Annotated in this window: 15 protein-coding genes and 2 tRNA genes; 7 read left to right on the top strand and 10 right to left on the bottom strand. The window is 63.5% G+C overall.

Features of this window, described 5'->3' with window-relative positions:
• The first annotated feature begins 17 nt into the window (after nucleotides 1-17).
• Complete coding sequence (locus QM801_RS03265; protein WP_415017778.1) at nucleotides 18-932, top strand: LysR family transcriptional regulator; 915 nt, start codon at nucleotides 18-20, stop codon at nucleotides 930-932.
• 55 nt (nucleotides 933-987) lie between these two features.
• Here the strand turns inward: QM801_RS03265 and QM801_RS03260 are convergent, their stop codons facing one another.
• Nucleotides 988-2,568 (bottom strand): ABC transporter substrate-binding protein, encoded by a 1,581-nt coding sequence (locus tag QM801_RS03260; protein ID WP_415017777.1) that lies wholly within the window; start codon nucleotides 2,566-2,568, stop codon nucleotides 988-990.
• Between the two features lie 170 nt (nucleotides 2,569-2,738).
• Between QM801_RS03260 and QM801_RS03255 the strand changes: the two genes are divergently transcribed.
• The 3 genes from QM801_RS03255 to QM801_RS03245 are packed head-to-tail and all read left to right on the top strand — an operon-like array spanning nucleotide 2,739 to nucleotide 4,736.
• Nucleotides 2,739-3,062, top strand: a complete 324-nt coding sequence (locus QM801_RS03255; RefSeq protein WP_415017776.1) for an ArsR/SmtB family transcription factor — start codon at nucleotides 2,739-2,741, stop codon at nucleotides 3,060-3,062.
• Nucleotides 3,062-3,484, top strand: a complete 423-nt coding sequence (locus tag QM801_RS03250) for an SRPBCC family protein (protein ID WP_415017775.1) — start codon at nucleotides 3,062-3,064, stop codon at nucleotides 3,482-3,484. Before QM801_RS03255 ends, QM801_RS03250 begins: the two co-directional genes overlap by 1 nt.
• Nucleotides 3,485-3,518: 34 nt before the next feature.
• Nucleotides 3,519-4,736, top strand: coding sequence for an MFS transporter (locus tag QM801_RS03245; RefSeq protein WP_415017774.1), 1,218 nt, complete (start codon nucleotides 3,519-3,521; stop codon nucleotides 4,734-4,736).
• Between the two features lies 1 nt (nucleotide 4,737).
• Here the strand turns inward: QM801_RS03245 and QM801_RS03240 are convergent, their stop codons facing one another.
• Nucleotides 4,738-5,658 (bottom strand): LysR substrate-binding domain-containing protein, encoded by a 921-nt coding sequence (locus QM801_RS03240; protein ID WP_415017773.1) that lies wholly within the window; start codon nucleotides 5,656-5,658, stop codon nucleotides 4,738-4,740.
• A 119-nt stretch (nucleotides 5,659-5,777) separates the two neighbouring features.
• On the opposite strand from QM801_RS03240, the gene QM801_RS03235 reads away from it, so the two are divergent.
• The gene (locus QM801_RS03235; RefSeq protein ID WP_415017772.1) at nucleotides 5,778-6,008 is read left to right on the top strand and encodes a DUF1127 domain-containing protein; all 231 of its coding nucleotides are present in this window, start codon (nucleotides 5,778-5,780) and stop codon (nucleotides 6,006-6,008) included.
• 60 nt (nucleotides 6,009-6,068) lie between these two features.
• On the opposite strand, the gene QM801_RS03230 is transcribed toward QM801_RS03235, so the two are convergent.
• From QM801_RS03230 to QM801_RS03215, 4 genes are all read right to left on the bottom strand, one after another.
• Nucleotides 6,069-6,557, bottom strand: a complete 489-nt coding sequence (locus tag QM801_RS03230; RefSeq protein WP_415017771.1) for a hypothetical protein — start codon at nucleotides 6,555-6,557, stop codon at nucleotides 6,069-6,071.
• Nucleotides 6,558-6,641: 84 nt separating this feature from the next.
• The gene (locus QM801_RS03225; RefSeq protein ID WP_415017770.1) at nucleotides 6,642-6,941 is read right to left on the bottom strand and encodes a DUF4242 domain-containing protein; all 300 of its coding nucleotides are present in this window, start codon (nucleotides 6,939-6,941) and stop codon (nucleotides 6,642-6,644) included.
• A 69-nt stretch (nucleotides 6,942-7,010) separates the two neighbouring features.
• A complete protein-coding gene (locus QM801_RS03220; RefSeq protein ID WP_415017769.1) occupies nucleotides 7,011-8,810 on the bottom strand; it encodes a winged helix-turn-helix domain-containing protein in 1,800 nt (599 codons plus the stop codon).
• 111 nt (nucleotides 8,811-8,921) lie between these two features.
• Nucleotides 8,922-8,996: transfer RNA gene (locus QM801_RS03215), tRNA-Gln, on the bottom strand.
• A gap of 116 nt (nucleotides 8,997-9,112) precedes the next feature.
• On the opposite strand from QM801_RS03215, the gene QM801_RS03210 reads away from it, so the two are divergent.
• Nucleotides 9,113-9,189: transfer RNA gene (locus tag QM801_RS03210), tRNA-Pro, on the top strand.
• A 118-nt stretch (nucleotides 9,190-9,307) separates the two neighbouring features.
• On the opposite strand, the gene QM801_RS03205 is transcribed toward QM801_RS03210, so the two are convergent.
• The 3 genes from QM801_RS03205 to QM801_RS03195 form a co-directional block, all read right to left on the bottom strand.
• A complete protein-coding gene (locus tag QM801_RS03205) occupies nucleotides 9,308-9,883 on the bottom strand; it encodes a biotin transporter BioY (protein ID WP_415017768.1) in 576 nt (191 codons plus the stop codon).
• Between the two features lie 79 nt (nucleotides 9,884-9,962).
• Nucleotides 9,963-10,544, bottom strand: coding sequence for a uracil-DNA glycosylase family protein (locus tag QM801_RS03200; protein ID WP_415017767.1), 582 nt, complete (start codon nucleotides 10,542-10,544; stop codon nucleotides 9,963-9,965).
• Nucleotides 10,534-11,955, bottom strand: a complete 1,422-nt coding sequence (locus tag QM801_RS03195) for an amidase (RefSeq protein ID WP_415017766.1) — start codon at nucleotides 11,953-11,955, stop codon at nucleotides 10,534-10,536. Before QM801_RS03195 ends, QM801_RS03200 begins: the two co-directional genes overlap by 11 nt.
• A 132-nt stretch (nucleotides 11,956-12,087) precedes the next feature.
• On the opposite strand from QM801_RS03195, the gene gabT reads away from it, so the two are divergent.
• Nucleotides 12,088-13,392, top strand: coding sequence for a 4-aminobutyrate--2-oxoglutarate transaminase (gene gabT, locus QM801_RS03190; RefSeq protein ID WP_415017765.1), 1,305 nt, complete (start codon nucleotides 12,088-12,090; stop codon nucleotides 13,390-13,392).
• Between the two features lie 33 nt (nucleotides 13,393-13,425).
• Here gabT and QM801_RS03185 read toward each other — a convergent pair whose 3' ends face one another.
• On the bottom strand, nucleotides 13,426-13,629 hold the full coding sequence (locus QM801_RS03185; protein ID WP_415017764.1) for a SlyX family protein: 204 nt from the start codon (nucleotides 13,627-13,629) through the stop codon (nucleotides 13,426-13,428).
• Nucleotides 13,630-13,699 lie beyond the last annotated feature (70 nt).

Genomic DNA, 13,699 nt, shown 5'->3' with positions numbered 1-13,699 from the left:
GCTTTCGGAAAAATCGAATGCGCCCACCCACCTTCAAACAGCTTCAAGCCGCCGCCCGGGTCGCCGAACTGGGCACGGTCACGCGCGCCGCGGAGGAATTAAACCTTTCTCCTTCAGCGGTTTCCAGCACGTTGAAGCAACTGGAGGAGAACCTCGGGCTGGAGCTTTTTGAGCGCACCGACGAGGGCTTCAAGCTCACCGTCGCCGGCCAGGAAGTCATCCGCGCAGAAGCGCAAATTGACGCAATCATCTCGGAGCTGACCAACCGGATCGGCGAGCTGAGCGGCGGCCAGCGCGGCACAGTGAACCTCGGCGTGGTCAGCACGGCCAAGTATTTCGCTCCCTTCATCCTGCGCGCCTTCCAGGCGGTGGAGCCCCGGATCGAGCTTCACCTCAAGGTCGGCAACCGTGAGGAAATCATGAGCCGGCTCGAGAACTTCACCATCGACATGGCGATGATCGGCCGCCCACCCGCCCACATCGAAGTGGAGATGGAGGAAGTGGGCCCGCATCCGCATGTGGTGATCGCTGCACCCGATCACCGCCTTGCGAAGCACCGGCATGTGTCGGCTTCGGCGCTCGCCCAGGAAACGTTCCTCGTCCGCGAGCCCGGCTCGGGCACGCGCATGCTGACGGAGCGCATCCTCTCGCAGATCGGCGCAGCACCCAAGCCCGGCATGGAGATCAGTTCGAACGAGACGATCAAGCAGGCAGTGATGGCGGGCCTCGGCATCTCCATGCTCTCCTACCACACGGTGGCGCATGAGGTGCAGGTGGGGCGCCTCGCCATCCTGCGGGTGGAAGGCACGCCCGTCATCCGCAAGTGGTACATCGCCCGCAACAAGAAGAAGCAGCTCCTGCCCTCGCCGCTCCGCTTCTGGGATTTCATGAAGACGAACGGCGGAAAGTATCTGCCCGTCCTCGACACATGAAAAAAACCCGGCGGCACGCTTGCACCGCCGGGCCCGTTTCACGTCACGCTCAGGCTCAGGCGAACCACCAGCGGTTCACGATGCGCAGGCCGTCGACATCGAGGTTCGGCGCGATCTTGCCGTGGGCAAGCGTCTTCAGATGCCCGCCGAGGAAGTTGTAGAACATCAGCACGATGGCGCCGCCATCTTCAGCCACGAGGTCCTGCATCTCCGCATAGAGTGCGGCACGTTTGCCCTGATCCAGTTCCGAGCGCGCCTCGACCAGCAGCTTGTTGAACTGGTCGTTGTTCCAATAGGACTCGTTCCACGATGCGCCCGCGGCATAGGCCGTCGTGAACATCAGGTCCGGTGTCGGGCGTCCGCTCCAGTAGGAGAGCGACCACGGCTTCTTCAGCCACACGTTATCCCAGTAGCCGTCGTTCGGCTCGCGCACCACGTTGACGTCGATACCGGCCTTTGCGGCCGAGTCCTTGATCAGAACGGCGGCGTCGACAGCGCCGGCAAAGGCCGCATCTGCTGCAGAGAGATCGACCTTCAGGCTGCCGACACCCGCCTGCTTCAGGTAGAACTTGGCCTTCTCGGGGTCGTAGGTGTGCTTCACCTTCGGCTCGTGATAGAAGGGCACGCCCGGCGCGATCGGGTTGTCGAGCCCCGGCGAGCCGTGGCCGAACAGAACCTTGTCCACGATTTCCTGACGGTTGATCGCATACTTCAGGGCAAGACGAATGTTGTTGTCGTTGAACGGCGCATCCTTGGTGATGAGTGGCGCGGTGTAGTGGGCGAAGCCCGCCACTTCGGCGATCTCCACGTCAGGCGCGCCCTTGAGGTTCTCAAGCACCTTGGGATCGACGCGGTCGATGTAATCGACTTCGCCGCCCACCAGCGCGTTCACGCGCGCCGTGGCATCGATGATGGAGACGACTTCCACGGCATCGAACCATGTCGTGCCATGATAGTTGGCAAAGCGCTTGCCCGTGCCCTTCACGCCCGGCTCGAACTTGTCGAGCGCATAGGGGCCGGTGCCGACGCCCGAGAGCGCATCGGCCTTGCCGTCAACGGCAGGCAGGATGTTGAGATGAAAATCCGAGATCAGATAGGGGAAGTCGGCGTTGCCGCCATCCAGCGTGAAGACCACCGTGTCCTTGCCATCCGCCTTGATGTCGACCAGCGGCTTCAGCAGGGACTTTGCCGCCGACTTCGAATCTTCCGAGCGATGATGATTGTAGGAGGCGATCACGTCGGCTGCCTCAAGCGACTTGCCGTTGTGGAATTCGACGCCCTTCTTCAGCTTGACCACCCAGGTCTTTGCATCAGGCGAGGCCTCGAAGCTTTCCGCCACATCACCCGCCACCTTGCCGTCGGGCGTCACTTCCGTGAGCGTGGACCGCAGCGTGCCGGAGCCATAGACGCCGTTGAAGCTGTCGGGAAAAAGAGCGGGATCGAGCGTGTCCGTGGTGGCGCCGCTGCCGAGGCCGATGCGGAAGGTGCCGCCCTTCTTGGGTTCGGCCTTCGCGGCCTGGGCGAACATCGTGTTCGCGGCAGCGACCGTGACGCCGCTCGCAAGCGCGAACTGCACGAATTCGCGGCGGGACATCTTTCCGCGCCCCGCAAGTGTCTTGGCTGTTGTGAGATCCATCTGTTTCCTCCGCATTGGTTTTTTTGAGGTTCCCGACGGTAACCCTAGCGATGCCCCGCAAGAGCACAAATTAATTTCAGCTTGGGATTTAGGGAAAAACCTCACCACACGCAGGGATATGACCAAAAACAGGGCTTGCTTTATATTACACCATATGGTGTAATGTTTTCATGGATCAGCTTTCAGACGTTCTCACCGCCATCTCGCACCCTTCCCGGCGCGCCATCATCGGCCAGTTGTCCAAGGGCCCTGCCCGCTTCCTCGATGTGGCCGAACCGTTCGACACCGCCCTCAACGCCGTCACCAAGCATCTCAAGGTGCTGGAACGCGCCGGCCTCATCGAGAAAGAGAAGCAGGGACGCGAGGTGGTGATCTCGCTCAAGGCCGAGCCGCTGAAGGCCGTCGCCGACTGGGTCCACCACTACGAGCAGTTCTGGAACGAACGGCTCGACGAATTCGCACAGCACTTCAAATCAAAAAGGGAAAAGAACTGATGGACTTCGCAAACCGCACCTTCGAGGTGAAACTGGAACGCACGATCACCGCCGCCCCCGCCGAGGTCTTCGCCGCATGGCTCGACCCGAAGGCGCCCGGCAATCCGTGGAACAACGGCAACAAGTCCCTGATCGATGCCAGGGTCGACGGCCTGTTCTACATTCTCATGAACGAGACACCGCACTACGGGCGCTTCATCAAGCTCGACACGCCGCGGTTGCTTCAGCACACCTGGATGTCGCCCTATACTGAAGGCCATGAATCCACCGTCACTGTCACCTTCACGGCCAAGGGGAACGACACGGTGATGACGCTGCATCACACCGGCCTCCCCGATAACAAACGCGGCCACGCCCATCTGGATGGCTGGACCTATTTCATGAACCTCTTCCCCACCAAGGTGGCGGAAGCCAAGCGATAACCTGACGGCACGCGGCACGGCCCGGAGAATGAGCATGACTGAATCACCCTATCGCTGGGTCATCGTCGCGGCAGGCGGCGTGATCGGCTGTGTTGCGATCGGCTGCATGTTCTCGCTGCCGGTCTTCATCGTGCCGATCAATGAAGCCACGGGCTGGTCCCGCACCGGCATTTCGGGCGCCATGACCATTGCCTTCATCGCCATGGCCTTGGGCAGCATGGGCTGGGGCATGCTCTCGGACCGTTTCGGCCCGCGCATGGTGGTACTTGCGGGTGCGGTCCTGCTTTCGGCCAGCTTGTTCGCCTTGAGCTTCATCGACACGCTTCCCGCCTTCCAGTTCATCTATGGCATCCTCATCGGCGGAGCCATGGCGGCCTTCTTCGCACCCATGATGGCAACAGTCACAGGATGGTTCGAGACGCAGCGCGGCCTTGCCGTCTCGCTTGTCTCGGCGGGAATGGGCATGGCGCCGGTCACCATGTCGCCGCTCGCGGCATGGCTCATTGCCAACCACGACTGGCGCACCTCCTACCAGATCATGGCAGTGATCGCCGCCGTGATCCTCATTCCCCTGGCCTTCCTGTTGCGCAAGCCCCCCGCCCTTGCAACAGCGGGCGGTGCTGCCGTCGGAGACATCCCCGAGCAGCAGGGCATGACGGCGCGCGAGGCGCTCACGTCGTATCCCTTCATCATCCTTGCACTGACCAACTTCTTCTGTTGCGCCACCCATTCCGGCCCCATCTTCCACACGGTGAGCTACGCCATGGCCTGCGGCATCCCCGCCATGACCGCTGTCACCATCTACAGTGTCGAGGGCATCGCCGGCATGGCGGGCCGCCTCGGATTCGGTATGCTGGCCGACAAGCTCGGTGCCAAGACGCTTCTGGTCGCGGGCCTTCTCGTCCAGGCCTTCGGCGCGCTCGGATACTTCTACAGCAGCGACCTTGCCGCCTTCTATGCGGTGGCGACCGTCTTCGGCTTTGTCTACGCCGGTACCATGCCGCTCTATGCCGTGCTGGCGCGCGAGAACTTTCCGCTCCGCATGATGGGCACGATCATCGGTGGCACCTCGATGGCCGGAAGCCTGGGCATGGCCACGGGCCCCCTCTTCGGTGGCTGGATCTTTGACACAACCGGCGACTATGGCTGGCTCTACATCGCCTGCTTCGGCATGGGAATCGGCGCCGTCCTCATCGCCATGCTCTTCCGCCCCTTCCCGGTGCAGCAGAAGCCTGAGCCCGCTGCCGCGTGAGTCACGCGCCCTGCGGCTGTGGCTGCCCCTCGCCACGAAGATCGGCCGTCTGCTTCAGGACCCAGTCGCGAAAGGCGCGGATCTTCGGAACGTTGCGGCGGCCCTCCACATAGACGAGCCAGTAGCCGTCGCCATCGGAGCCCATCGTTTCGAAGGGTTGATGAAGCTGCCGGTTACGCAACAGCGTGCTGTAGAGGTTGCGGGTGAGGATGGCTGCCCCCTGATCCGCAATTGCGGCCATGGCGTCATACGCTTGCGAACCCATGGTGGGCACCGCCGTGGCGCGGGCCGGATCGAAAGCGAGGCCTGCGGCCCGGAACCAGTTCTGCCACCACGGATCTTCAATCGAGAACAGCGGCACCTTGTAGAGGTCTTCGGGGGTACGGATCCCGCCCACCTTCTCGGCCAGACGCGGGCTCAGCATCGGCGTATAGTCGGCCTTGAAGAGGAAATGTGCCGTGAGTCCCGGCCATTGGCCCCGCCCGGTGCGGATGCCGACGTCAAATTCCTCCTGCTGCAGGTCGATCACCCGGTGCGAGGTGTCGAGCTTTACGGCAAGGCCGGGATGCATAAGCTGGAACGCGCCCAGGTTGACCGCCAGCCAGTTCGAGGCGAAGGACTGGATGGTAGTCAGAGAGAGGACCCCGGCGGCCCCTCCCTTGGTGGAAAGCCAGGCATCGGCCAGCTCGGAGAAGGCTTTGGTGGCCTGCGGGGCCAGCCTGTTGCCCGCATCGGTCAAGGAAATTTGCCTTGTTTTCCGGACAAATAGAGGCGTTCCTGCACGTTCTTCGAGAACTTTGATCTGATAGCTGGCGGCGGCCTGGGTCATCCCCAGCTCATCGGCAGCCTTGGTGAAGCTGCCGAGGCGGGCAACCGCCTCGAACACCCGGAGCGCACTGAGCGGTGGCAGTTCCCACGCCATGATCCATCAAACCTCCTTATGGATCATAATCGCCCTTCGATTGGATTTCAAGGCGCATGGGGCGCACATTCACCTCATCGGCGCACCTCACCTGACGCCCCACCCGAAAGGATCACGCCATGCGCAACTATGCTCTTCACCAGGCCCGGCAGACCGAGGCCCCTTCGATCGCCACCCTGCTCCACCGGCTTTTGCAGAACTGGAAGGCGCGGCGCGAAATCGCCCACCTCAGCCGCTTCGACGATCACATGCTGCGCGACATCGGACTGACGCGGCAGAGCCTGCGCTCGGCAATGAATGTCTCTCTGTCAGACGATCCCTATGCGCTGCTCGAAACCCGCCGCCGCTAGCCGCCAGATGTGGAATGACGCCGCGTGCTTTCGCACCGGCGCCATCCCCCAATCAGCACCTCACGGCTTGGCGAAGGCGCAGGACACGTCCGGATTGTTGTCCGAGAAGTGACCGGCAGGGTTCGACTTCCACGCCCAGACGTGCAGTTCGTAGAACGGGTCGAGGCCATAGCGGTTGGGCGCGCCGGTGAAGTTGAAGAGCTGCCCTTCCAGCGCAGCCGGGCCCTTGAAGGCGATGTATTCGACTGCGACCAGCTTCATCTTGCCGTCCGCCGAAGGCTCATACATCACGGCTTCGGGCTTCGCGATGTCGACGACACCATCTTTCAGGAATGCCGCATTCACATAGTGCACGCCCATGGCGCCGCCTTGCTGCCCGCTGGCGCAAGGAATGGGAGCGTAACCTTCCGCAACGGCGACAGCGACATCGCTGAAGCGCTGGTTGGCCGTGCGGACGTGGTCCACAAGGGGTGAATCATTGGAATGGCACAGGCCGGGCGCGGCCAGAGCCAGAGGCGCAAGAACAAGCGCCGCAAAAAGCGTTTTCATGGAATTCTCCGTTGGTTTTGATGAAAAGGACGTGCACCGGACTCCGCCCAAGGGGACAGAAGGCGGAGTTCCGGTGCAGTCGCCTCAGGCTGCCTTGGCAGCCACCGGATCGGGACGCACCACGACCGTGGTGGCGACCGGGTAGAATTCTTCGCCCGGCATGCCGACGCGGCGTGCATGTTCACGAATGGCTTCGCCGTCGGCGGCCTCGTAGATGCAGAAGGTGCCGATGCGGCCATCCGGCTCGTTCACCACATAGCTGCGGATCCAGCGGACGCGGTCGGGCATTTCTTCATTTCCGATCCGGGCCGACTTGGCGCCGGCCTTCTCGAGTTCGGCAAGCGACACCCAGGCGCTGGGCCGGCGAATGACATAGAGTTGCATGGTTTTGGTTCCCTGAATTGAGATCACGCAGGATTGCGCGACTGGCGGGGGACCTACCGCAGGGCCGTTCTAAGCGTCCTTACGGGCGCCTGATCTCTTTCTGATCTTCTCCGGACTTTGCAAATTCGCCGCGAGCGTGCTACGAACCGCTTCGGCCTCTGCCATCAATCGGCGTGACCCAATGCGGCTGGCAATGCGCTCTGCGCCGGCGATTTCCACCTCAGCTCCCCGCGGATCATGGGATTGCAGCCGCTTCGCAAGATCGAGACGCACCCGCGCGGCATGGTACTCGACTCCCGCACTCGTCCACAATTGCCGCGCAAGAACGAGAAAGCGCGTCGCTTCGGCGCCCTCGGCAAGGTGGTGGCGCGCCTCATTGACCAGCGCATGGACGGCGGGCTGCACCCACCGGTCCGAGTCCGCCTCGATCTCCGCGAGCACGGAGAGCGCCAGCGGCCTGCGGCCACTCGCGGCCGCAAGGCGGGCCTTGTGCGCCATCAGAATGCCGCGCCGTTGCAGGTGGAACCATGAGGAGCCCGAGGCTGCCCGGTCCAGCGCCGCCAGCGCCGCATCAAACTCTCCAAGTTCCCCAAGAAGAAATGCATTTCCCGGCTCGGCATCCCAACCCGAAGCATAGGCCGAGGCGTAGTCTGCGCGCGCCCCGTCGGTATCGCCGATCATCGCGCGGATATCGCCCCGCACGCGATAGCCGTCGCCGATCGACCAGGCCTCTTCTTCCGACAGTTTCGGCAAGGCGGAATCGATGGTGGCGAGCGCCGTGATCAGATCGCGCTGTGCACCCACCAGCTCCGCGCGGTGAAGATCGCAGGAGCCCGGCACCGTTGCAAACGTGGCCTCGCACCAACTGTCAAAGCCTTCGCTCCACTGCCGCGCCCGAGTCCAGTCCGGATAGGTGCGGCAGCTCCACAAAATGTTGCAGTAGATGAGGCTGCCGAAGATCGGATCGACATTGCTGGAGAGCGCGATGGCAGCAGCGTGGTTCTGCTGCTCCACGCCCTCCTCCGTGTTGCCGAGCGAGATGTTGAAGAAGCCGAGATAGACGAGTGTGAGCGAGACAAGCCCCTGGTCGCGGCAGGCAAGGGCTGCCTCGTGGGCGCGCTGGGCCACGTCCCGCGCCTCTTCGCTTCTGCCAGCGAAGGCAGCCTCACGCGACCGCATCCACAAAAGATAAGCGATCGTGCGCGAATCATCCATGTTGCCCAGAAGTGTTTCGGCACGCTCCAGCCAACCTTCAGCCGGGGCGATGGAGGATCGTTCGAGTTCGATTTTCGCGATGGTCACTGCAGCGCGGGCAGCAAGATGAGGATGACCTTCTTCCACATGCGCGGCGACGGCACGGATCAACACCGGAATCGCAGCGGCCGGCCGTCCCTGGCATTCCACGGCGAGCGCCCACACATCGATGTCCGCGGCCGTGAGTTCTCCGGCGGCATCGAGGGATTCAAAGACAGCGGCTGCCCCTTTCCAGTCCTTCGCCTTGGCACGTTCAAGAGCGTTTGCCCGCCTGGTGTCATTGGCTTCGAACTGCGGAACGGCGACCCCGAGGCTCGGTTCATCCACGGCAAAGCGGTAGCCATGTTTGACGAAGGAGCGGATGGCTTTATCCATGTTGCCAACAGAAAGCGCCGCCCGCGCCAGGCTCACCGCCCGCTGCAGGGAGGCATCAGTGACGATCACATCGGGCCAAAGGGCGTTGAGCAACTCCTCCTTCGGCACCACGCGCCCCGCATTCCTGACGAGATAGACGAGAAGGTCAAAGACGCGCGGTTGCACAGGCCGCACGGCCCTGCGAAAGGTCAGGGTTCGAGCCGCCTCATCCAGTTCGAAGTCTCCGAAACGATATGCCATCTGCGGTGCTGGCCTTTGGGATGAACGCGGAACTTAAGATGTCGCCGGATGGGTGAAAAGCACGCCTGCGTTGCGGTCTGCCAAAATGCCTGCGGGACCCGGTCGGAAAACTGGCTGGGGCGGGAGGGATCGAACCTCCGCATGGCGGAATCAAAATCCGCTGCCTTACCGCTTGGCGACGCCCCAACAGCGCGAGAATGCGCTTTTGTGGCGCCGCTATAGCCCGTGATTCCCTCCTCCGCAATCACTTGCCTTCCCGCCGAAGCTGTGGCTATAAGCCCGCCCATCCAGAGACGACATGTCGGAGTGTAGCGCAGTCTGGTAGCGCACCTGCTTCGGGAGCAGGGGGTCGGAGGTTCGAATCCTCTCACTCCGACCATTCTCAAAAGCCCCCTTCTTGCGGGGCTTTTTTGTTGCCGGGGCCCCCACTCAACACCGCTCATGAAAAAGCCCGCCAGCGGTGCGCCAGCGGGCCTGATGGTTAACTGCGTAAGGGATCAGCGCGCCTCGCCGATCCACTTCCAGACAGCCGGGAAGGCAATCGCCGCGATCACGGCCTTGACGATGTCGCCCAGCACGAAGGGCGTGAGGCCGAAGGTGATCGCCTGGCCAAAGCCACCGACAAAACCCGAAAGCCACAGAAGGCCCGGCACGTAGATGAGGGCCGCACCCAGCAGCATGGCCAGCATCATGCGGGGCATGCTGCGGTCGAAGCCGCGCTCGGCCAGATAACCGACGAGGCCGGCGGCCAGCACGAAGCCCAGAATGTAGCCGCCCGTGGGCCCGAGCAGCGTCGGAAGGCCGCTCTTCATTTCAGCGAGAACCGGAAGTCCCACAGCCGCTTCGAGAACGTAAAGCACCAGCGCCGCAACGCCGAGGCGCGCGCCAAGGGCCGCACCCACGGAAAGAACGGCCAGCGTCTGCAGGGTCATCGGAACGGGCTGCATCGGCACGTTCACCTGCGCGGCGGCTGCGATCACAAGGCTGCCGAGCAGCACGAGCGCGCCCTTGCGGAGCATGGAAGACCCCGCGGACTGGGTCCAGAGACGGTCGGCGAGCGGTGCATAGGTCATGACGGGTTCCCTCAGGTTGTTCGTTGATCCGACTGATTAAGCAAGTTCCGGGGCCTCTGCAACACCTTGGGTGCCCTCCTCAACCTTGGTCGAGGGCACGCTTTACCCGCTGCCGCAGCACCGGAAGGATCTCGTCCGCAAACCACGGGTTGGCCTTGAGCCAGATGCCGTTCCGGGGGGAAGGATGGGGAAGCGCGATCACCGGCGAGGTGGCGGCGTCCTGCTGGCGCACCCGTGCCGTGAGCGTATGCTTGATGAGGTCCGGCAGGTGCCAGCCCTGCGCGTATTGCCCGATCACCAGCGTGAGTTTCAGGTTGGGCAGCGCCGATATGAGCCTCGCCCGCCATGTTGCGGCGCAGATGGGCCGGGGCGGCAGGTCGCCCCCCTTCCCCGTTCCCGGATAACAGAAGCCCATGGCGAGCACGGCCACCTGCTCCGGGTCGTAGAAGGTCTCACGGGAAATCCCCAGCCAGTCCCGCAGGCGGTTGCCGGAAGGATCGTCGAAGGGCCGGTCCTTGTGGTGGGTGATGCGGCCCGGTGCCTGCCCCGCAATCAGGATGCGCGCGCCCTCGCCCGCCTGCACCAGCGGGTTGGGGCCAAGCGGCAGATCAGTGCAGAGCGTGCAGGCGCGGACTTCGGTGAGAAGTGCTTCAAGAGACATGGGTGACGCGAGGATCGATGGGCGTGATTGCCCCCAGACCCAGCGTCTTCTCTATAAATGCGGCGCCAGCAAGAAGCTTCGCCTCGCCGCGATTGGGCGCCACGATTTGCAACCCCACCGGCAGTTTCGAAGCCGTGAAGCCGCAGGGAATCGAGATCGCCGGACAGGCGCAGAGCGTGATCGTGCCGACGATCAGCAGCCAGTCAATGTAACTGGTGAATTCGATTCCGTTACAATGCGTTGGATAGCGCTGCTCAACCGGAAAGGGAGGAACGATGGTGGCCGGGCAGAGCAGCAGGTCATAGGTTTCGAGGAAGGCGTGCATGCGCTTGAACAGCGTGCCGCGCTGCGCCTCGGCGCGGGCAATCTCGTCGCCCGTCAGCTTCAGCCCCTTCTCGATGTTCCAGATCACTTCCGGCTTCAGCTTGTCGCGGTGATCGATCAGCAGTTGCCGCATGCCGGTGGCGTAGCCGATCGCGCGCAACACCTGGAAGCAGTTCATGGCATCGGCAAGATCGGGATGCGCCTCCTCCACGATCACACCCTCACGCTCCAGCTTGCGGGCAGCGGCCAGAACGATGTCGGCCACCTCGCCATCAACGGGCGATATGCCAAGGTCGCGGGAAACGGCCACGCGCTTCGGCTTCCATCCGGAACGGGCAGCGGCGAGATAGCTCACGTCCTCGCGCGGCAGCGAAAGGGGATCACCCGCCTCGGTGCCCACCATGGCATCGAAGAGCAGCGCCAGATCGGCGACATTGCGGGCCATGGGTCCTTCCACCCCCAGCGTGCCGTCGATCTTGGAATAGACCGAAGCCGCGATCCGTCCCGGGGAGGGCCGCATGCCGGTGACGCCGCAGAAGCTGGCGGGATTGCGCAACGACCCGCCAAGGTCCGACCCATGCGCCACCCACGCCATGCCGGTGGCGAGTGCCGCGGCGGCACCGCCCGAAGACCCTGAGGCCGACAGCCTAGTGTCCCATGGATTGCGGGTGATGCCGAAGACCTCGTTGAAGGTATGGGCCCCTGCCCCGAACTCGGGCGTGTTGGACATGGCGTAGACCACACCGCCTTCGGCTTCGAGGTGCTTCACCATGATGTCGGACTGGCCCGGCACCACGTCCTTGAAGATGGGTGAGCCTTGCGTGGAGCGCACGCCCGCCACATCGACGAGATCCTTGATCGGCACCGGCAGGCCGGAAAGCCGCCCCCGCTCATGCACCGGCAGCTCCATCAGCCGCTTGGCATGGTCGCGCGCCCGGGCGAAGCACAGGGTCACCAGCGCATTCACCGGACCGTTCACGGCGGTGATGCGTTTTTCAAGGGCATCCAGGCAGTCGAGGGGCGAGATGGCTCCGATGCGGAGAAGGTCGGTCACTTCGATGGCAGTGAGGCGCGTCAGGTCGGTCATAGCGCAACCTTAGCCGCGCGGCAAAGGCGGCGGCAATGCGTTTCGATCTGGCTCCACCCATGCGGTTTGCCTGTCCGGCCCGGCAGGCGTAAAAGCGGCCCAACCCATCCCGGCATTTTCAGGAGCACAGCCATGAACGCACCCATCACCGCCCCCATCGGCTCGAACAAGGAGTGGGTGGACCGCCGCGCCAAGGCCGTCTCCCGCGGCATCGGCATGGGCGCGCCCGTCATGGCCGCCAAGGCCGAGAACTCGGAAATCTGGGATATCGAAGGCAACCGCTATATCGACTTCGGCGGCGGCATTGCCGTGGTCAACACCGGCCACCGCCACCCGCTGGTGATGAGGCGCGTCTACGAGCAGCTCGAGAAGGTGACGCACACCTGCGCCATGGTGATGCCCTACACGCCCTTCATCGAGGTCTGCGAGAAGCTCAACAAGGTCGCCCCCATCTCCGGTGACAAGAAGGCGGCCCTTGTGACCACGGGCGCCGAAGCGGTCGAAAACGCCATCAAGTTCGCCCGCGCCTATACCGGCCGCTCGGATGTGATCGCCTTCCACGGCGGCTTCCATGGCCGCACCCTGCTCGGCATGTCGCTCACCGGCAAGGTCGTTCCCTACAAGGCCAAGTTCGGCCCCATGGCGCCCGGCATCTGGCATGTGCCCTTCCCCGTGGCCCACAAGGGCATCACGGTGGAAGACGCGATCCACGCCATTGAACTCATCTTCAAGTGCGACGTTGAGCCGGCGCGCGTGGCCGCCATCATCATCGAGCCCGTGCAGGGCGAAGGCGGCTTCTACATCGCCCCCAAGGAACTGATGGTGAAGCTGCGCAAGCTCTGCGACGACCACGGCATCCTGCTCATCGCCGATGAAATCCAGTCCGGCTTCGGCCGCACCGGCAAGTTCTTCGCCATGGAACACTATGGCGTGGAACCCGACCTGATGACCGCTGCCAAGTCGCTGGCGGGCGGCTTCCCGCTCGCTGCCGTCGTCGGCAAGGCCAAGATCATGGACGCGCCCGATCCGGGCGGCATCGGCGGCACCTATGCCGGCAACGCCATTGCCTGCGCCGCAGCGCTTGGCGTCTTCGATGCATTCGAGCAGGAAGGCCTGCTCGAGAAGGCCGAGAAGCAGGGCCAGCTCATCATGAAACGCCTCAAGTCCATCAAGGACAAGGGCAAGGGCATGCCGATCGGCGACGTGCGTGGCCTCGGCGCCATGTGCGCTTTCGAACTCGTCACCAAGCACGGCGGCAACGAGCCGGATGCCGGCGGCGCCAAGGCGCTTGCCGCCAAGTGCCTGGAGCGCGGCCTCCTCATCCTCACCTGCGGTGTCTATGCCGACACGGTGCGCATGCTGACGCCGCTCACCGCCAGCGAAGCCATCCTCAACGAGGGCCTCGACATTCTCGAGTCCGCCATCCTCGGCAACTGACCCTTTGATCTAAACGCTTCGAGCCACCGCGCTTCAATAGTGCGGTGGCTTTTGATTTGCGGGGGCCTCGCGGCCATCGAGCGACTGCACCTCTTCATCAAGGCGCTGCAACTGCCGTTCGAGACGCTCAATCCTCTTCCACTGCGCGGTGATGACCTCGTTCAGTTCGCCGATGGTCTTCTCCTGAAAGGCGATCCGCATTTCCAGGTCGTCGATGCGCTGCTCGGTCGTGTTCATGAATGTGCTCCTGGCTGGGACATACACGACGGCGGCGATTGCCGCCACCGCGCCGTCCCGGCATAAGGCA

This window comes from Aestuariivirga sp., from assembly GCF_047600585.1.
In the GTDB taxonomy this organism is placed as follows: Bacteria; Pseudomonadota; Alphaproteobacteria; order Rhizobiales; family Aestuariivirgaceae; genus Aestuariivirga.
This window is presented reverse-complemented; position numbering and strand designations above follow the sequence as displayed.